Origin of the sequence: Pedobacter sp., from assembly GCF_031119335.1 — a bacterium.
In the GTDB taxonomy this organism is placed as follows: Bacteria; Bacteroidota; Bacteroidia; order Sphingobacteriales; family Sphingobacteriaceae; genus Pedobacter.
The window spans coordinates 124,587-145,175 of the sequence record NZ_JAVHXT010000008.1 but is presented as its reverse complement, the minus strand read 5'-3'; the positions used below and the strand labels follow the sequence as shown (position 1 = coordinate 145,175).

General features: G+C 36.5%; 15 protein-coding genes. 8 read left to right on the top strand and 7 right to left on the bottom strand.

The features are described from left to right. Nucleotides 1–7: 7 nt before the first annotated feature. Together REI64_RS10730 and REI64_RS10725 are read left to right on the top strand one after the other, a co-directional pair. Complete coding sequence (locus REI64_RS10730; protein ID WP_308850119.1) at nucleotides 8–1,687, top strand: hypothetical protein; 1,680 nt, start codon at nucleotides 8–10, stop codon at nucleotides 1,685–1,687. A gap of 23 nt (nucleotides 1,688–1,710) precedes the next feature. Beyond that, on the top strand, nucleotides 1,711–2,925 hold the full coding sequence (locus REI64_RS10725; RefSeq protein ID WP_308850118.1) for a type II restriction endonuclease: 1,215 nt from the start codon (nucleotides 1,711–1,713) through the stop codon (nucleotides 2,923–2,925). On the opposite strand, the gene REI64_RS10720 is transcribed toward REI64_RS10725, so the two are convergent. The 4 genes from REI64_RS10720 to REI64_RS10705 form a co-directional block, all read right to left on the bottom strand. Next, nucleotides 2,922–3,896 carry a hypothetical protein gene (locus tag REI64_RS10720; protein ID WP_308850117.1) on the bottom strand — a complete coding sequence of 325 codons (975 nt, stop codon included), beginning with the start codon at nucleotides 3,894–3,896 and terminating at the stop codon, nucleotides 2,922–2,924. The two genes, REI64_RS10725 and REI64_RS10720, sit on opposite strands and share 4 nt — an antisense overlap. A 90-nt stretch (nucleotides 3,897–3,986) precedes the next feature. Beyond that, nucleotides 3,987–6,284, bottom strand: coding sequence for a DEAD/DEAH box helicase (locus tag REI64_RS10715; protein WP_308850116.1), 2,298 nt, complete (start codon nucleotides 6,282–6,284; stop codon nucleotides 3,987–3,989). Further along, nucleotides 6,254–7,150, bottom strand: a complete 897-nt coding sequence (locus REI64_RS10710) for a DUF1837 domain-containing protein (RefSeq protein ID WP_308850115.1) — start codon at nucleotides 7,148–7,150, stop codon at nucleotides 6,254–6,256. Before REI64_RS10710 ends, REI64_RS10715 begins: the two co-directional genes overlap by 31 nt. A 351-nt stretch (nucleotides 7,151–7,501) precedes the next feature. After that, nucleotides 7,502–7,876 (bottom strand): hypothetical protein, encoded by a 375-nt coding sequence (locus tag REI64_RS10705; RefSeq protein ID WP_308850114.1) that lies wholly within the window; start codon nucleotides 7,874–7,876, stop codon nucleotides 7,502–7,504. A 1,573-nt stretch (nucleotides 7,877–9,449) separates the two neighbouring features. On the opposite strand from REI64_RS10705, the gene REI64_RS10700 reads away from it, so the two are divergent. From REI64_RS10700 to REI64_RS10690, 3 genes are read left to right on the top strand one after another with little or no spacing between them, the layout of a single operon-like run. Beyond that, nucleotides 9,450–10,094, top strand: a complete 645-nt coding sequence (locus tag REI64_RS10700) for a redoxin family protein (protein ID WP_308850113.1) — start codon at nucleotides 9,450–9,452, stop codon at nucleotides 10,092–10,094. Further along, nucleotides 10,091–13,267, top strand: coding sequence for a SusC/RagA family TonB-linked outer membrane protein (locus tag REI64_RS10695; protein ID WP_308850112.1), 3,177 nt, complete (start codon nucleotides 10,091–10,093; stop codon nucleotides 13,265–13,267). Before REI64_RS10700 ends, REI64_RS10695 begins: the two co-directional genes overlap by 4 nt. Nucleotides 13,268–13,276: 9 nt before the next feature. Next, nucleotides 13,277–14,620: a RagB/SusD family nutrient uptake outer membrane protein gene (locus REI64_RS10690; protein WP_308850111.1), complete on the top strand. Its 1,344-nt coding sequence runs from the start codon at nucleotides 13,277–13,279 to the stop codon at nucleotides 14,618–14,620. 41 nt (nucleotides 14,621–14,661) lie between these two features. Here REI64_RS10690 and REI64_RS10685 read toward each other — a convergent pair whose 3' ends face one another. The 3 genes from REI64_RS10685 to REI64_RS10675 form a co-directional block, all read right to left on the bottom strand. Beyond that, nucleotides 14,662–15,009 (bottom strand): hypothetical protein, encoded by a 348-nt coding sequence (locus REI64_RS10685; protein WP_308850110.1) that lies wholly within the window; start codon nucleotides 15,007–15,009, stop codon nucleotides 14,662–14,664. A 948-nt stretch (nucleotides 15,010–15,957) separates the two neighbouring features. Beyond that, entirely contained in the window at nucleotides 15,958–16,506 is a 549-nt protein-coding gene (locus REI64_RS10680; RefSeq protein WP_308850109.1) for a hypothetical protein, read from the bottom strand. A 51-nt stretch (nucleotides 16,507–16,557) separates the two neighbouring features. Next, the gene (locus REI64_RS10675; RefSeq protein ID WP_308850108.1) at nucleotides 16,558–16,938 is read right to left on the bottom strand and encodes a hypothetical protein; all 381 of its coding nucleotides are present in this window, start codon (nucleotides 16,936–16,938) and stop codon (nucleotides 16,558–16,560) included. 216 nt (nucleotides 16,939–17,154) lie between these two features. Here REI64_RS10675 and REI64_RS10670 point away from each other — a divergent pair, with 216 nt between their 5' ends. The 3 genes from REI64_RS10670 to REI64_RS10660 all read left to right on the top strand — a co-directional run bounded on the left by REI64_RS10670 (nucleotide 17,155) and on the right by REI64_RS10660 (nucleotide 19,851). Continuing rightward, the gene (locus tag REI64_RS10670; RefSeq protein WP_308850107.1) at nucleotides 17,155–18,012 is read left to right on the top strand and encodes a hypothetical protein; all 858 of its coding nucleotides are present in this window, start codon (nucleotides 17,155–17,157) and stop codon (nucleotides 18,010–18,012) included. Nucleotides 18,013–18,172: 160 nt separating this feature from the next. After that, nucleotides 18,173–18,367, top strand: a complete 195-nt coding sequence (locus REI64_RS10665; protein WP_308850106.1) for a hypothetical protein — start codon at nucleotides 18,173–18,175, stop codon at nucleotides 18,365–18,367. Between the two features lie 911 nt (nucleotides 18,368–19,278). Further along, complete coding sequence (locus tag REI64_RS10660; protein ID WP_308850105.1) at nucleotides 19,279–19,851, top strand: hypothetical protein; 573 nt, start codon at nucleotides 19,279–19,281, stop codon at nucleotides 19,849–19,851. Nucleotides 19,852–20,589 lie beyond the last annotated feature (738 nt).

Below are 20,589 nucleotides of genomic sequence, written 5' to 3'. Positions count from 1 at the left end.
TCTCGCAATGAAGATACTCATTGAAGGAGAGAAATATCCCATCGAGGATTTAGAAAGGATATTTAAGTCGGCTCAGTTCTATTATCCTCAAGGCTACCAAGGTATTGTAAAGGCTGTGGGCTACTATCACTCTACAGAAACCAATGAACTGGTATTCATGCTTCCCAAAGTGTTTATGAGGGATGCTGAGCAGACTGTATGGGGCATTTCTAAAGAGGAGCTGTGTCAAATTGGAGAGCGTAGTACTTCAATTAAGCATGATGAACAGTTCGAATGGCTAAGGAATCTTTCTGTATTCTTTTATAAGAGTTTAGTTCTCTACAAAAAGAAATTTCCAGAATCAGAGTTGATCAACTATTCACCAACTTACCAGTTAAAGGGATTACGTACTACTCAGCAGTATTCTTACCTAGATATACTACTAAGTTTTGTTTCCTTTTATAAGAGAAATAGTAGTCATATTCTTTATAAACATATTGATGCCGTACACGCCAATCCGAAGAAACCAAAGTGGGAAAAGACAATAAGAAAGGGTAGTCCTATTTTGATCGATGATAAAAGTTTTATCTACGATCGAGTAAGAACAAAAAGTAAGGCAGTAGATAATGAGGAGGATTTGATTATCTACTTTCTTTCGATCATCAACTATTTCAATGAGCAGCATAGTTTAGGATTGCATTTGGACAAAATCTATCCAATTATAAAAGGCAAACGTTTTATTGAATTAAAGAAAAATGGCCTGCAGAAGCTGAAAAAGATTAAGTATAGATATTTTACTGATATGCTAAAGTCAATGCATAGCTTATGTATGATCTTTTTCTCGCAATACGACCAAGCCAGCGCAAAAGTACAGGAAGATTTTATCACAATTAGCAGTTACAATATCGTTTTTGAGGAAATGGTAGATCGTTTGTTTTCTGACGAATTGGAAGAAAAGTCGGTTGGCGGAGTCACTCTTTCTCAGTTAAAACATAACCTAGATGGAAAAGTGATAGATCACCTTTTTGACCACACCTCTCTATTAGATGATTCTCGTATCTTCTATATCGGTGACTCTAAATATTATAAATCAGGAACCCAAGCACATGACCTTTCAAGGTATAAGCAGTTTACTTACGCCAAGAATGTAATCCAATATAATATTGATCTGTTAAACGACGGAAGTAGAACCTATAAACCTGGTTTACGCTATCGAGATGAGCTAACTGAGGGATATAACCTAACACCTAATTTTTTTATTTACGGTTATATCGATAAGCCTAATGATTATTCTTTGAATGAACTAAGACCTAACGGAGACATTGTTCCTTCTTTCCATTTTAAAAACAGACTGTTTGATAGGGACACGCTATTCGTGCATCAATATAAGATCAATTTTCTTTTTGTACTAAAGGCTTACGTTACATTTAGTACCGATGCCGTATCAAAATTTAGGTCAGAGGTAAGGGATACATTCAAAAAAGAATTTGTAACCTACTTCTCAGATTCAACAAAATGTGGCTTCGAATTTTACCGCTTAAAAACAGAGATAGATTCAGAGGCTTTTATCAATCAACATTTCAAAATACTTAATGGTAAGGTTTATACCACGAGTAATAACGAAATCTTGCTAGCTTTATGTAAAGAAGAAGATGATAAAAAGCTTCTTCAGCTACTTGGAGATTTTGAAAAGCATACCATACAATAAATAAATACTATATTTATTGCTAGATGAGTACAAAGCTTTCCGATTATTTTGTAGGTATTGCGGCTAAACGCTTAAGCCATGTTGAAATCTTCTCAAACCAACACGAGCTAAATGGAATTACGAAATTCCGTTCGATACTTGGTGAAGAAAAAGCTAATTTCAATGGTCTAGCAGTTTATTTGCCCGATGAAGAAGAACATGTGGTTGAGAACGAGAGCAGCTATACTTGGTACGATGTTAGGGCAAATAACCCTAACCGCTCGGCAGAATACAGGCTCTACTTTTCCGACAACGAAGTTGTACCCAATGCAGCTGTCGGAGACTTAGTTATTTTGGGTAAAGATACCCAAGGCAAGCTCATCATCATTGTATCACCGTCAGGGTCAACTTCTGAAAAACAACTACTTTTTCTTTTCGGGCTCGAGGAAGTGGGCAATTCGTTTATTGTAAAGGATTTTAGGGAAGATAAAAATGATATAGGTTTTGCTGGTAGGTACATCCTCTCTACCTTGGGTATACAGATTACGGAAGATAATTTAGAAGAGGACTATCTTGCTCAGATGGTTAAAGTATTTGGGATGACTTTCCCAACTACAAGGGATTTTTCCGCTTTTTCGAGAGCAACGGTTAAAGATGTATCTGCTGTAGAAGACCCAGATGGCGCTTTGGTGGCTTGGTGGGATAGGGAAGGAATGCTTTTAAGGTTATTCGAAAAGGAAATCATAAAACAAAGATTGGCTCAGGGGTTTGGAGAAGATGGGACTGATGTGGATGAATTCTTGAAATTCTCTATAAGCGTAATCAATAGAAGGAAATCAAGAGCAGGCCATTCATTTGAAAACCATTTAGATACTATATTTACAGCGCAAAAGCTACAATATACCAAAGGTGGTAAAACTGAAAATAACAATAAACCAGATTTTCTTTTTCCCTCGGTAGAAAAATATCATGATCCCAATTTTAACACGCAGTTATTAACCATGCTTGGTGTGAAAACCACTTTGAAAGATCGTTGGAGACAAGTACTCGCTGAAGCGAATCGTATTCCCAATAAACACTTGATAACTTTAGAACCCGCCATCAGTAAAAACCAAACTGACCAGATACACGCTGTAAATCTACAGTTAGTATTGCCTCAAAAGCTAAAAGAAACCTTTTCTGCAGAGCAACAGCAACAAATTATTAATTTGTCGGATTTTATTGACTTGATAAAAGGCAAAAGTGCTTTTATGGCCTAGTCTCTTTTAACAAAGTTGTTAAGCTCACACAGATAGGTGGGGTTATAAGTGTCTGTCGCTCGCATGCCAGTGCCACCTGCAATCGGCTTTCGATCCATTTTCTCTATAAAATTCTTTATGCTTATCACTCTCCATTCCATAAAATCTCTAGTAGTTTGGTTGGCCACTCTTCTAACAATATAATAAACATTAATTCCAGTTGTTTCCTCTAATACGCGTAGTGCTTCTATTCTACTTAAATCCATACCAAAACCATTCAATGGCCCTTTACTTAAATCCTTTTCCTTCACCTCCATGATCAATGGCAAGCCTCTTGATGTCAATGCAATACAATCAATATCTGACGGAATACCTCTTTTAACTTTAAACCCTAAGAAACCATCGAAAATTAGTCTTTGTACATACAGTTGTAAGAGTTGTTCTTCATCAAACTTTTCTAATTTACCTATCCATTCTGTTTTTTTCGCTTCTGGTATATTGTTTTTAGGTCTATAGTAATTGTTAATTTGATAATTAGCTAAAAATTCTGGCAGTTCCACTACCTTGAATTGAGCATCTTTTGGTAAATACTCGAATACACTTAATTCGGGAGTGTGAATTGGATTTTCAGATTTAAGCAAATCTTTTTGCTCCCATTCTTCGAATTGTTTTTCAGTATTGTATTGTATAAAGTAATATTTTTTTAAAGAAAGCTTTGCAATGCTTTCATAGATAAATGCATACTCCTCAGGCTTGTCTTTCGATACGGTAAAATAAATACTGCTCTTGTCGTAGCACTCCTTGTATTCTTGCGTCGGCAAAAAATATCCGCCATCGAATAATCTGTCGTTTGGATGTGTTGATTGATACCATTCCAAAAAGGAAAGCTCCCCATTAAAACCAATATACCGGTAATTATACTGAATATCCCCAATTACATTATGTGCTAACAATTCATGGAGATTTTCTAATATGAGTTGTTTTTGAGACATAGGTATTACTAATTATTTATCTATTCTAGGAAATTTAAGAAAAAGGTCATACGCTCATTTCCGCAAGAACTTGTTAAGCGATATTCTTTTTTAATCGGAACCTTTTATAATTTTTTCGACTTTATCAAAAATGCTTTTTTCATAGGGGTCAAAATTCGATTTGAGTTTAGCGGATTTAGCTTTATCGTCTAAGTTTTCGTAATAATCAAGTACATTTGCAGGCACACCATAATCACTTGCAATTCGACCATAGTCTGTCAATGCATTGTATTCAAGTTTCACTAACAATCTATCAATGCCAGTAACTTCATCAAATGATTTATTGGTTTCTTGAGATTGGATGAAACGATACATAATATTAAAAACTCCCAAATATTTAACAACTTGATACTTTAACGTATTATATACAAATTCTGCTGTTTCAGAAATTGCTTTATCTACAGACATACTCCTCATCTTGTACTTAACCGAACCTAAAAAACCACCAGTCAAATAAAAATGAGTTAAATGGGTTAACGTTGAGTATTCATTAGCTTGTCCTTTATAGTCTATTAGGAACTGGAGCTTTTGGTTTTTGACTATGGGGCGAATGACCTTCAGAATTACTTGAAAACCATCGTAGTCAATATCCATTTTGAAGTTAATTGTTCTAATTAATCCTTTGATATAATCAATCTCAGAGTTGGTTAACTTTTTTATCTCATCATAAATAGTAATCTTATCAAGTCTGCTTACGACTTTGTATAGATTGAAAATTTCGTGAGGTATTCCTCGTTTAATTTGCTCATTTGATATATCAGTTTTTCTAAGTTTGTCAGATTCGGATAAGTATTCATCGCTAGAATAAAAGAGGTCAATCTCATCTTTAGGAGCTTGTAAATCATAATTTTTGTGCTTAATGCCTTCTGGTTCAGCTTCAATAGCCTTCATGAAATCGTTTTGAAGCACAATAACTCTACCTGAATAGTGATATAAAAATCTACCTGCTCTACCTGCAATATTTTTAGCATCAAACTTTTTTAATTCTTTATCTCCTTTTTTGCTATGTAACACAATTAGATTCTTGGCAGATGTGTTAACCCCTTCCGTAATAGTTGTTGTAGATATGAGAGTATTTAAATAGCCATTATTAAAGAGTGAAATGATTTCTTTTTGAATATATTTTGGAACTAACCCATGATGTATTCCAATTCCTTTTTTTAAAGAATTTACAACTATCCAATCTTCATTAAAGTTTTTCGAAATATGGTTAATAAATTCTGAATAATTTTTGTCTAAGTGGCTGTCAAAAACTTTTGATTCTAAAATGTTGCTAGCATAACTCTCTGCATATGCCCTTGTTGCGCAATAAACAATAGAGTTTTCATCTATTGCTTTTATTTGCTTTAATATTTCTATTAGTCTATCGGTTTTACCATTTGTTTGAAATTCAAATTGAAGTTGACTATCAACTTCAACATGTTTTTTCGTTTTTATATTATTGTAAGCTTTATTGACAATTTCGAACCTGTTATAATTCAAAAGAGTAATGTTGTTTTTTGAAAGGAAATCATCAAATGAGCTATTATAGCCTTTTTTATCCTTGTTGTAGAATTCAATGTAAGGCCCAGCGAGAAGAACATCTACGTTTTTTTCAAATGCATAGAAAACCGATAACCTGTATGCTACATCTCTTTCGTTTTCTTTAATTTCTTCGTCTAATAAATATTCATTGTCAATTTTGTATATTTCATCGATGAAAGCAAAATTAAAAGCTATTGTATTAGTATTTTTTTCCTTAAAGGATAAAAAACGTTCAGGTGTATAAATAAACAAATTGTTATCTGCAAACTCCGTTACCTCACTTAAAGTATGGATGCTATATTTTTCTCGAAAATAGGAATATGATACATCTGAAATAAGTTTTTCTAGATTTTCAGATAGTAATGCAATTGTAGGGAAAATCAAAACAACATTCGTATAATTCATCTTTTTGATGATCTCAAATACAATATGTGTTTTACCAAAAGAAGTACTTGCCGAAAGAAAATATCTGTTTAGCTTATCTCTGCTAAACAAATTGAGAATTTGCTTCTGATATTTATGTGCCTTGTTTTGTAAATCTAGATATAACGTGCTTTCATAAATAACAGATGAAAGTGTATTAAGATCAAAATTGTCAATTTCTGTGTTTTGGTTGAATTTTCCCAGTAAGTCATAAAAGTGTGGTATGCCAACAGCATTACATATATATATTAGGAACTTTTTGTCATGTTCCGTGATTTCTTCGTTCTTAATTTTATCAAAGTAAGCGCATACTGATTTAATTAAATCATAGTCCTTTATATGGCCATCGCGGTAATTATTTAGGCTAACGATTACAGTAGCGGCTTCTTCAATTTTATCCATGATAATACTTCTGTTTTTACAGCTTTAACATTTGAAATTGGCATTAAAATAAAATACAATGTGTAAGGAACAGATAATCCAAAGGTTGGTACTGTATATTTATTTTGAATGTATTCGGGGATCGCTTTGATACTTTCGTCAAATCCTTTTTTGTTTTCTTCAAAAAGGATAAATATTGGGTATACTAGTTCAATGTTATGTTTAACTAATTCGTCAATGATTACAATCTTCGGATTTTTTGCCCATGATTGTAATATGGTTTCGATAGTCGAACCTGAAATATTTAGACGGTCTTTATTCTGTCTTATGGCTAATAAATTTCTTTGTAGATAAGAATCAGACAAAGAAGTTGATATTTTTCCTAGTACGTCATTTAATGCTTGAGTGTAGCTTTTATGAAACTTAGTCTCGCCAAACCATAACTGAATTTTAGAGTTATTCTCAACTAAATGATAAGAATCATAACCTTTAGCTTCTGAGTTTTCAATTGGGCTATAGAAATAACCTTTAGATATTAGGGTATCTATCCCGTAAATAACTTTTAAAGTTGCATATAAAACTACCTCTCCAAAGAACCCATATTTTAACTGTACTTCATCCGAATCATCTTCATTGAATCTTATTCTTTCCTGAAATGCTACTTCAAGTAAATCATTGTAATCATTGCCATCTATTTCAAATTCGTTAAAAGAATATTCGATGATTGAGTTGTAAATTATTTCCGCTAGATCATTTTGGTTAGCAATTTCGTAGCACTTATCATTACAAGTAGAAAAGATAGTTTTGTCAATAATCAAACTGGTATGCGGTAAGTCATACTTATAGACGATTGTGTTATTAACTAGTTCTAAAAGTTCCTTTCTCATATTTATGTTTAGAATTCCATCATCTGTAATCTTAAAAATGTTTGCTTTTTTAAATGTTTAAATTTTGGGTGGTCATTCATGTTGAAGCTTGCATACTGTTCGATAACTATAGTATACATTCATTTTCGACATCTATATTTCCATCTCTTCAACAGCCTAGCCATCTTAATAATAATAAGGCACCTAGTACTAAAATGACCCACAAAATCTTATTGCTTGTGTTTTGTCTAAGTTTGCCACAACCTTCACACATCTCTGGCTCGGTTTCTATTTTGAAGCCATATTTTCTCGCACATTTAGAACAGTATTCAGCCATCTTTACCTTTAGAATTAAGTGACTATTTTATTTCTTTAACTACTTTTAGTCTTCTCCACAAATTCTCTCAGTGCTTTGACCATTTCTGGGTTATTAACCTCTTTAGTTGTTCCACTCTCGTCTCTTACTATTATTTTTTTGGTTAAACCATTTGCCAGTAATCTTTTATACTCTTTTTGCAATGCGTCGGCCAGTCCTGTTTGTTTTCTAGGTTGCGAGCTAACTAACTCTTTATTATCAATTTCTAAGATTTCACCAACTTCATCTAAGCGTTTTAAACTTGGTTGCGCAATATTTGAATTCCATTTACTTATAGTGGTATCGTCAACATCTAGATATAATGCTAACGCAGCAACCTGCAGTGTTGAATTTTTAATCGCTTTTGCTATATCATTAATTTTTTTAGACATTTTATAGTTTAAAAAACTTGCATAATAGTCAAGTAATATTTATATTTGTTTAATAGTTAGTTTAATAGCGACAAAATAGAGTGGGACATGTTCTTGCTTTTTACGATGTCACTCATGAAAGAAAACCGCTAAACTTTCCACATGAGCGTCGTGAGTTCGCTTTCTATTGAATATTTGTATCTTCGTATACTTATTCAATAGGGCGTTACTCATGTCAGTCTTTTGTGGAACACAAACTTAGGTTTGTGCGGTTCTTAGCGGTACCTCTTTCAAAAGCATTGAGTTTCGCCTTATTGGTTTCTCACCAATTCGGTTTTCTTCTTTTGCTTTTCGTGTACATCGTTTAACATATACCAAATATGAAAACGAACAAATCAAACGCCGTACTATACCGTTACCTCAAGGAGGTTAGGTATGGTTTTTCCCAACTCATTATTACAAAGAACAAGCTCTGTTCTCCTACATAGCGCAGCTAAAATATTCCAAATAAAAGGGGCCAATAAAAAAGAGGGGAGTCGTGAGAGCGAACCACAATTTTTAGATCGGTTTACATTTTGTTTGGTTACCAGCCCTTTTAGCTTACAGGCTAAAAGTTCAGCTACTATAGGTTTGTCGTAATTCCAAGGTAGAAAACTTTTTTCTAATAAGCAATACGGGAACCCGTAGTGGTGGCAAAAAGCCACCACAAGGGCTGGTTATGGTGTAATTTTTTTTCAACAAGGTTGAAAATGTGAGGAATGTCACGAGTGGCAAAGTTCATTAGCGGAGTAAAGCGCTTACCTATTACTGCAATTAAGTCCCGATTTGCATCGGGAGACGAAGAGCAGAGAGGATGACAAACAGGAGGAGCAGTGATGGTAGGGGTTGGATGGTGCTGATGAACTTGGAGATTGCCGCGTCGCTGCGCTCCTCGCAATGACGAGTAAGGGGATGAAAGTGGGAGGTATGAGAAGAGCAGAGAGGATGATGAAGGGGGTTGGGATAGTGCTAAGGAACTTGGAGATATCTCCTCCCTACGGATCGTCGATATGACGTGCAAGGGGACGGGGATTAGAAAGTGCAAAGGAGCGATGACATAGCCAAGAACGACGAACGGCCTCAGCGCATCGACGTTAAGAAAACTAGTCGTAAACAGCGTTAAAAATAAAAAGCTGTTTGAGCGTAGCGAGTTCTTTTTATTTAGCTGTTGCGGCTGGTTTTTAGGAGAGGCGGTGCACCTGTGCCGATTTTTCATCGGTAGCCTTGATTTTTTGGTGACTTTTTTATCAAGAAAAACTGCGAAGCATTCTTGAATACAATTAAAAAAATCCAATTCTAATGAAAAAAGTTACTAGCCATAACGGCGATGAGTTAAAAACTTAACTAACAAACCATATGAACCACAACCACTACAACTTCGATCGCTTATACGCGATCAAACCTAAAAATCCAGTATAGTTTGCATTGCAAACGGCAGCGTTTAGGTGTATGGTTAATAATTAAAATTAGCTGCCGTTTGTTTCAATCAACCTTACAGGTTTTTAAAACCTGTAAGGTTTGTTAAGCAATCAACTAACAAACTAAACCTATAAAAATGAAACTCAAAAAAATAACGCTTTTAGGCGTGCTGGCTGTGCTTTGCCTAAATTTTAGCACCAAGGCGCAGCGCAACTTTGATAAAACGATAACAAATTCAGTTAATACAGTAACAAATTCTCCCGAAATAACTTCGGGAACAAAAGATGCGGCTCCTTTACGCGTGGGCGACAAACTACCCGAAGCTTTTTGGAAACAAGAACACACTATTTATGCCGATGGCAAAACCAGCAAACAAACATTAGAAGCTTACAAAGACAAACTATTGATACTAGACTTTTGGGCAACATGGTGTAGTCCATGTATAAGTGCTTTTCCAAAACTACAGACATATCAACAGCAGTTTAAGAATAAACTAGCCATTGTCTTGGTAAACTCCGTAAATACAGCAGATAAAGACGAGCGCATCAATAAAGTACTGGCCAAGTTTTCTAATAGTACCGAAGCATTAGCCTGTATAAAAAGCGATACTGTTTTACTTAAATCCTTCCCCCATGCCATGGTACCACTTTATGTATGGATCATAGATAGTAGCGTAAGGGCAATTACCGCAAAAGAATGGCTAAGTGAAATAAACATTACCGAGGTGCTACAGGCAAGCAATAAATTAAACAGTTCATCTACTAAACAAGCGCAACAATGAACAAGATCTTAATTTCACTAAGCTTCCTTCTATTAGGGCTTATAAGCGTAAATGCGCAAAAAGTAAAAATAAGTTTGATAGATACGCAAACCAAACAACCGGTATCAGATGCCAGTTTAGCTTTGCAGCAAGGTAAAATCAAACAAACCTATCAAATTGCTAATGGCGAAGTGTTATTAACAAAGCACGCTGGTATAAACCATTTAAAAATTACTGCATTAGGTTATAAGCCTACAGATACCATAATAAATTTTGATAAAGTAGCGGCAATAGTCATACAGCTGCAGCCTATACAAACCTTATTACAGGAAGTTTCCATTGTAAGTAATGGCTATCAGCAAATAGAAAAAGAACGAAGTGTAGGTTCATACCAACAAATTTCAAACAGCCAGTTTAACAGTCAGGTAGGTACGCAGGTATTGTCTAGGTTAGAAGCCATTGGTAACAGCCTAAAGGTAGACAGGGCCATAGGAGAAAATCAATTGAACATTAGAGGTATAAGTAGTATTGGCGGGCCCAGAAGCATACTGGTAATTCTAGATAATTTTCCATACGAAGGCGATTTGAGCAATATAAACCCTAATGATGTGGATCAAATTACCATATTGAAAGATGCCGCCGCGACGTCAATATGGGGCGCTAGAGCTGGTAATGGCGTGGTGGTAATTACCACTAAAACAGGTAGGTATCAGCAAGCACTTTCAATTAGCCTAAACATTAACCAAACCATTGGCCAGGCGCCAAATTTAGAATACCTGCCACAAATGAGCACTAAAGATTTTGTGGAACTAGAAGAGTATCTTTTCAAAGCAGACCGTTACAAAGCAGACTATAATGCCGTAAACAAACCTGCTTTAAGTCCGGTGGTGGCCTTGCTGTATGATAACAGTATATCCCAAGCAGAGAAACAACAAATGCTCAACGAACTAAAAACAATTGATGCGAGGCAGGGTTACAGTCAACACTTTTACCAAACGGCATTAAATCAGCAATACGCCATAAATATCAAGGGCGGCTCCGAGAAATTTAAATGGTTGTCGGCAGTGGGCTACGATAATAACACCAGTAATTTGGCAGCCCAATATACCAGGTTAAGCATACGCTACACCAACGAGTATAAGATCTTAGATCGGTTAAGCCTACAATCTGCTATTACCTATACCAATAGCTCAAATAAAAGTGGTAAGCCCGAATTCAAGGATATCAGTTCTTCAAAAGGCATGCTCTATCCATACACACAATTTGCCGATGCCAACGGTAGCCCCCTGCCAATAGTTAAGGATTATAATTTTAACTATATCAATAGCGCTGGTAATGGTAAACTGTTAGATTGGAAATACTACCCATTAACAGATGATCAGTACCATACCACCACTTCGCCGAGCAAAGATATATTGCTTAACACAGGGCTAAACTACCGCTATAAAGGCCTCGTAGCAAATGTGAAATATCAATACCAACAGCAAGAAACCAGTGTAGAAGAATTACTGGGGCTAGAGAGTTATGCCGCCCGTAACCTGATCAATAGCTATAGCCAAATAAATTCCGATGGTACGGTAACCTATGCTATCCCGAAAGGGGCAATTTTAAACGAATCTCTAGTGGTAATGAAGTCGCATAATGTACGAACCCAGTTAGATTACAAAGTTCAAAAGTCCAATCATGATGTAGATGTAATGGCCGGTGCCGAACTAAGGGCAGTAGACACCAAAGGGCTGCAATTTCGATATTATGGTTATAATGAGGAATTGGCCTCGCAAACTAATGTCAATTATACTAGTCTATATCCTAACTTTATTACTGGCGCTACAAGCTTTATCCCAAGCAATAACGGAATCGCCGTTACTGCTAACCGCTTTGTTTCTTTGTATGCAAATGCCGCCTATAGTTATTCTAAACGTTATACAGCCTACTTAAGTGCAAGAAAAGATGCTTCAAATATTTTTGGCGTTAATACAAACGACAAATGGAAGCCCTTGTGGTCGGCGGCAGTGGCTTGGAATGTTTCCGACGAAACTTTTTTTAATCTAAAGCAAGTGCCATACCTAAAAATACGGCTAAGCTATGGCACAAGTGGCAATATAGATCCCTCTAAAACAGCGGTGACCACCATTAGGTATGCTTCAGTTTCTCCATATACACAAAGTCCTTATGCACTTATAGATAAATTTTACAATCCCGAGTTAAAATGGGAAACTGTTCAGATGACAAATATTGGAGTAGATTTTGCCCTCTTTAACCGCCGTATAAGTGGAAGCATTGAATATTTCAAGAAAAAAGCGAAAGATTTATTTGCTTCATATCCTATAGATTATACCACGGGTGTTGGCTCGTTTATCGTTAAAAATGTAGGCGCAATGAAGGGGCAGGGGCTAGATCTAAACTTGAAGTTAGATAATATACAAGGGAAGTTTACTTGGAGCACAAATTTAAATACCAGCTTTTATAGAGATAAAGTAACCGATTATTATTTACAGGCAGACCGCAGTAGTAGCTTGGTAACAACAAACCCTACGTTTAGCGGTATTTTAGGCAAACCAGTTTACGCCTTGTACGCTTTTAGGTGGATGGGGCTTGATCCTAAAACGGGCGATCCGCTCGGGGCCATTGATGGTGTTGCCACCAAAGACTATGCTCGCCTACTGGGTGCCGATACAAAAATCAATGACTTGGTTTATATTGGTTCGGCTATACCTACTTTTTTTGGAAACATCAACAATCAGTTTTCTTACGGTAGGGCAACCTTAAGTTTCCAGTTGCTATATAAGTTTGGGCACTTTTTTAGAACGCCATCTATAAATTATAATGAGCTAATTGCTAGTGGCAAAGGCCATATCGATTATCAAGACAGATGGCAGAAACCTGGCGACGAAAATCAAACCCATGTACCATCATTTGTTTATCCAAACGCAAGTAATCGAGATACTTTTTATTTGGGCACAGAGGTATTGGTGCAATCTGCAGATCACATAAGGTTACAATATGTAAGTTTTAACTATCAACTTTTAAAGTCTACAAATAAATACTTTAAGCAATTAGATGTCTATGCCAATATCGCTAATCTCGGAGTGTTATGGAAAGCCAATAAAGCTAAAGTAGATCCAGAATATAATGGCCTTAACAAGTTACTGCCATCAAAAACTTTTTCTATTGGTACAAACATTAATTTTTAATTCAAAAAAATGGAAAGAATATATAAAGCTATATCAATTTTGCTGTTCAGCATATTTGGTCTATCCTGCAAAGAATATTTAGACGTAAAGCCCGATAAAAAACTGGTAGTTGTTTCTACCGTAGAAGATTTACAGGCATTGCTAGATAATTTTGGGGTAATGAATTACAGCGATCCTTCTGTAGCAGAAATTTGCGCTGATAATTATTTTCTAACAGATGCCGTTTTTCAGGCTAGAAAAGAAACCGAAAGAAACATTTACGTATGGGGAGTAGATAATGTTTTTGATGAAAGAAACAATGCATGGACTGATGTTTATAAGCAAGTTTATATCGCAAACCTAGTCATAGAACAAGCTACAGCTATGGAAACAAGTAATCCAAATGCTACTGCTGTAAAAGCCCAAGCGCTATTTTTTCGGGCAAAAGCATTTTTAAACGTGGCAAGTGTTTGGGCACCAGCTTATAGTGAGCCTACCGCAAATGAAACATTGGGTATTCCACTTAGGCTTGGTACCGATTTTAATGTAAAAACAACTCGGGCAAGCTTAAAAGAAACATATCGCCAAATTACCGACGATTTACTAAAGGCAACCCGCAGCCTGCCAGTAAAGCAGGTTCACCTTATGCGACCAAATAAGGCCGCTGCTTTTGGTATGTTGGCTAGAAGTTTTTTGATGATGCAAAATTACGATCAAGCATATCTTTATGCAGACTCATGTTTAAAGTTGAATAGTGAATTGATAGATTACAACACGTTGAATGTAAATGATAATTTCCCGTTTGCAGCTTTTAATAAAGAGGTAATTCATGAGAACAGATACGGTGGTTCTGGTCACTTAGCGCAAACTAGAGCCTTGATTAATCCAGAACTTTATGCCTTATATGAACCTAACGATTTAAGAAAAACACTGTTTTTTAAAAGCAGTGGTACTAATTTTATATTTAAAGGTTACTATTCTGGTTCTGGGAATTTTTTCAATGGCTTAGCTACAGACGAATTACTATTAATTAGAGCAGAATCTGCGGCAAGAATTGCTAAGCTCAACAATGCGCTAGACGATTTAAACTACTTGCGGAGAAATAGATTTAAAAAAGCAAATTATATTGATTTGCAAATGATGAGCGCTGCAAATTTACTGATAAAGATAAAAGAGGAGAGAAGAAGGGAGCTGCCTTTTAGGGGACTGCGCTGGATGGACATTAAAAGATGGAATAAAGAAGGCGATAATATTGTTTTATCAAGAACGGTGAACAATACAAATCATGTCCTGTTGCCTAACAGTTTGCGGTACGCTATTCAAATACCTGCGGATATTATTGAGTTGAGTGGTATTGCTCAAAATCCAAGGTGAACATTGCAACCTGTAGCTAAATAGCTACAGGTTGCTTTTATTTAGTCCGAAAGTTTTTTGTAACTTGTAGAAGCAGTAATGTCCGCGTCATTGGGGAACAAAATCATATCATTTAAATAGTCATGTAATTTTGTCTCATCATCAATACTGGCATCTACTTCAAGCACACAGGGTAAATCTGTACCTGGGTCACAGCTAGCTGCTCCTGGATTCGCAACAATGCTATAGGCTTCTTCGTTTCGAAGGTCTGAGGCATCATTTGGATTGTAACGCCAAAAAATAGTAGTTTTTTTAACAGACTTTGCTTTAAAGGCACTAACTGTAAACACCAAGCCGAACACCATTACCAGCGCTACAAGGCCAAACATCAAACTTTTTAAATTTTTCATAATTCCTTGACTGCTTTATTGCACTTGAAAAAACAGACGAAAAAGTTAAGTTAAAATTAGATTGAAGCAACACAACAAACAGCTAACTGACATATACACAACCGCTATAAAATATTCATCACTGGATCGGTACAGGTAAAGGTCAAATAAAAACGAAAGAGAATAAATGTTGCATGCGGTAAAGTTCAGCACGAAATGAAGTCGATAAACTTAGCTGTAGCTATGAAATAAGCTAGCCGTAGCTAACTCTCCCTTCTAAAAAATCAGAATTTTGTACTAGGCAAATCAGGTAGGTGGCTCCAATGAACTTTGAGATTGCCACGGCTCGCTCAAACCCGGCCTCGCAATGACGGCATGGATTGACGGAAGACCTAGGTAAACTTTGCAAACGTGAACCAATATTGCTAAGCACGAAAGACGGCCTAATCAAATCGACGTTAAAAAAGGTGGAGACGGCAGCGTTAAAAATAAAAAGTTGTTTGAGCGTAGCGAGTTCTTTTTATTTAGCTGTAGGCTACAGCTTTAGGAAGATTTTATGCAGCCTAGATTTATACCTAATTAGTCTATTATATTTTATCTGTAAGTATGCTTTCGCTAAAGCTTCAGGTTTGTTTCTTTTCATCAATGGAAAAGAAATTGAGAAAAAACTATAGCATTACGATCCCAGACTAAATCTGTGATGACGAGAAGGGAGTGGATGGTGCTAAGGAACTTGGGAATGCTTTCCCGAAGTGTTCGGGACAGGCTAAGGATGACAAGCAGGGGAGAACGACTTTTATAAATGTCCATATAGCATGATGCTAGATCTCTCCGAAGTCGAGATGACGTGGAAGGGTGGTGAGAAAAAGCATTGGCCTTGCTAAGCATGAAAGACGGCCTTATTGGATTCCGACGCAAAAGAAAATTAAAAGATATGAATTTGCTAGTGGGGTGGAAGAAAAAATAACTCTAAGAATTCCAGTGCCTCAAAAAATTTGTATAATGTAAATTCAAATAATTTGCAATATCCTTTTTCTTCAAATAAGGCACTACGTCCTTAAAAACAACTCTAAAAGCACTGATCCTTCTCGGAACAGTCATTTCCAAGAGCCTCATTCTAAATAAAATACCCTCATCATATTCTGCACAAAGCCGATGGTAAATAGGCCTCAATTCATTAAATTCCTTTGAAATTTCAAGCAATACAGTCTCATTCCAAAAATAAATGATACTAGAGGTGCACGCTTTAAGATAATATTTTCGATTGTAACTTCGAGTATGGATACACTGTCCGATAGTGATAAAATTGATGATGCTAGGCTGTTTACGATCTGCAACGTCATATTCTTTCAGTACACCTTCCGCCACAAAGGCTAAACTACCTTCGCTACGGACGAAACTTTGATTGGGTTTAAGCTGTATCGTGACCAAATGGAAACAAATCATTTCCCATGCTTCAGGTTGTAAGGCACCAAGCTTTTGAAGTTTAAGTTTTAAAGAAGTTAAGAGCTGTTCCATAGAAAAATACTAAGCAGGGTCGAAGGGCTGTCCGACCCTGCTTTTGAAAGGTTAGTAACTGATTTCTATGACAACTTCGCCTTCCGCGTTTTCATTGCCATCACCATCTCCGCTAGCGTCAATTTTAGTTTTCGTTTCTATTAACTTCGTGTCTCTAGCACTAACACTTCGTTGTAGAGGTTTTTCTAAAGTGATAGGTAAGCGGTGTCTCATAGCGAATGAAACCTGTGAGCCCGTAAACTGAAGCAGTATTTTGCTCATACCATTAAGATAGTTAACCTGTGAATCATCAAAGTTAAATTTTGAGATAAGCCAAGAACTAAAATCTGCCAGTACAAGATCGGCCTCTTGCTTAAGTGCAACATCGTCTAATCCATACAGTGCTTGCATGAGTTCAGCAGCACCTGCTGTTGTAAAATCAATTTTTTTCATAAAAAATGTATTTAAAAGGTTAATAATGCCCAAAAATGCCGCTCACCGCTTAAACAATGCAAATGTTCATGTTCCTAAATGTGCTAACTCATCCAAAATGTTGTGCTAACTCATCCAAAATGAATAAAATACTTACGTTTGGGACCACCGAGATATTCACCTAACTATAAAATCATAATTTTCTTTCTTATATTCCATCAACCTACTTAAGCGCTTATGAAAAACACAATCAACCTTCTGAACCACCAACGACCTATTTACAATGACCTATACATTAGAATGTTAATGTCATTGCTAGCTGCGCACTATATTTTAACCCACACTTCTAAGTACGGCTTCTTCGAAATAGTACTTGTAAATGGCTATCTCTACTCTTTAGCGATCAGTTTTTTTATTGCATTTCTGCTCTTTCAGTTAGTCTATGCATTAACAACTCAGTTAGATAAGCGTTATCCATATCTAAGCAATTGGAAAATTAGGCTTGTGCTGCAGGTTTTAATTGGCATTGGCGTCGTAGCGATAATAGCTTTTTTATCAGCTTATATATTTTTCTATGCAAATAATGTGACGGAACGCATACCAAGATATTTCAATCACGACTTTCCAATGATTATGGCATACATTATTGGCATGAATGTATACTATATGATTCGGCAAGGCTTATTAGTGAATAGGTTTTTATTTGACCGAGTTCATTCATTGACAGAAGAGACACCCAAGAAAGCTCCACATCGAACAAAACTTGCAGAAAGAAAGACTGATCGAAAAATTGCTTTCGTTCTTAAAAAGGATAGGCAATACATGGTGACTTACGCCGATGGTAGTACCTTTGCATGGTTTAAATCCATAAAAAGGACAATGGAAGAATTATCTCTAGAGGAATATTTTGCTATAAATCCCACCTGCATTATATCGAAAAACGTAATTCTCTCAATAAAACCTATCCAATCTAAACGATATGCCATCACGTTGAAACCCGATTTCCATAAACAAGTCAATCCAGAAAACTTTATCGTAAGTCAGGCAAACAAAAAGCGATTCACTGCTTGGTTTACTAACAATCACATACATTAATTCGCATTTATACCTTAAATGACCCATATTAGCCTTTTAGTGCATTATGGAAACACTTTAATTTGAATTGAAATTAACCAAGCTATAAAAGAACGGTAGTTTATCTTAAACGATGTGTATAGGGCTGTAACACATCTATCATTTACCTTAATATTTCATTATGAAAACAAACAGACTGTGTATCTATGCTAAAGACATCAGCATTATCACTGGTAAAGGCATACGATCATCCCAAAAACTATTAAGAGAAATTAAAACCAAACTAAACAAGCAAAACCATCAATACGTAAGCCTCAAAGAATTCGCCGACTATACAGGCATCGAATTCGAACTCGTTACCAAGTCATGTTGGTAAAATAGCTTAGGCCAGTCCCAAATTTGCGACTGGCTTTTTCAATGCAAAAGCTTCAACCCAACCCCAGATACTGTTAGATTTCTCCTAACGTCGAAATGACGAATAGGGAGTAGTATCCACACAGCACATCTATTCCTAAGTACGAGGAACGGCCTCTTGGCGTAGCGCAGTGTAAGCCGATAAAACTTAAGTAGTTCTATAAAATCTGTAGGATACTAGCTTGGTGCAGAAGTGTTGCAGAAACAATAACTCAGTAAATTGAAAATTACCGTATTAAGATCCCGTATCAAGTACGGGATGACGGAGAATGAAAGACAGTGCTAAAAAATTCGAGATTGCCACGGCTCGCTCAAACCAAGGCCTCGCAATGACGTGAGAGGGCGGATGGAGCGAAGTAAAGGAAAAATAGCATCATCATTGCTAAAAACGAACAACGGCCTCATAAAATCGACGTTAAGAAAGCTGAGAGGGAGAGCGTTAAAAATAAAAAGCTGTTTGAGCGTAGCGAGTTCTTTTTATTTAGCTTGATAAATCAGCTTTTAGGAAGATTTTATGCAGCCTTGATTTTTTCCTCCTTTTTTATCAAGAAAAAAGGAGATGCCACCGCGGCAAAGAGCGGAAAACTAAGAACAACACTACCTCCACACTACCACCACACATGGTCGGCACAACAACTACACATCAACAATACATGAATCACACATGAACCACACATGGACGAGATACGCAAATTCCGAACAAAATACCATTTAGCGCAACTTTAGTACTAAAAGGACTAAAGAAGTATAAATGCATGCGATAGCGAACAACAAATTGTATGTCAGTAATTTATATTTCAACTTTGGTTTATCAAAGCATTCCGGAAAAAGCTTTTTAACAGAATTTTAAACTTTTAAAAAACAAACAACATCATGGCAAGATCAACAAACAACGTCGTAATGAAAGGCGTAAGCGGTACCATCGGAAAAATGTTAGTGTTTCGTACAAATGCAGCAGATAAAACAATTGTAGCCCGTCGTCCAAAACCATCAAACAAACCACTAACCGTGGCGCAGTTAGAAGTTAGAGATCGTTTTACCGAAGCAGCGTACTACGCAAAAGCGGCAATCAGTAATCCAGCTTTAAAAGAAGAATATCAAGCAAAGGCAAAGCCAGGGCAGTCGGCTTACAACATTGCCTTCGCCGATTATTTGAAAGCACCAGAACTTAGAAAAGTAATGGCAGATGAATACAATGGCGCAATCGGTGACAGAATTCAATTTAGAGTAGTAGATAACTTTAAGCTACAATCAGTAAACATTAGGATATTGGATTCCACAAACGCCGTTATCGAACAAGGTGCAGCAACACCCTTAGATAATGGTCTAGACTGGGAGTACATCGCCACGGTGGCTAACCCTACTGTGCTTGGCTCAAATTTAGAAGTCACCGCAAAGGATACACCGGGCAATACAGTCACATTTGATAACATCATTTCAAGTTAACAGTTATCGCGACACAGAGGGTCTTTATATTGCTATGAATATTAAACTTAGATGCAATGAAGACCCTCTTAAAACAGTAAAAGGCTTTATTGACTTCTGGCAGTAAAAACTACAGCATTACGATCCCAGACTAAATCTGGGATGACGGAATAGGAGGCACAGTGATAAAGAACTTGGAGATATCTCCTACCTAGGGATCGTCGACATGACGTGCAAGGAGAAGGGGGATATGGGCGGTGCAAAGTAGAACCGACATTGCTAAGCACAACGGACGGCCTTATTGGATTCTGAAGTAATAGGCAGCAAAACTTTTGCATGAACTAACATTTAGCAATAACAAGAAATTAGGCAGTCGAGCTAGGGTAAAAGCGGTAGGAGGACATTCTAATTTCGCTGAAAAAGTTTTGCTAGTCTAGTACAAGGAAGGCAATTCAGCCTTGATTGTTTGCTTCTTTATCATCAAGGATAAAGAAGATGCCTCTCCAGCATAACTTGTGCCGAGCATCGGTAGAGCGGGAAATACTTAAACAGCATTACGATCCCAAACTTAACCTGAGATGACGGAATAGGAGGGCCAGTGCAGATGAACTTGGAGATATCTCCTCCCTACGGATCGTCGACATGACGTGCAAGGGGAAGGGGGATATGGGCGGTGCAAAGTAGAACCGACATTGCTAAGCACGACGGACGGCCTTATTGGATTCTGAAGTAATAGGCAGCAAAACTTTTGCATGAACT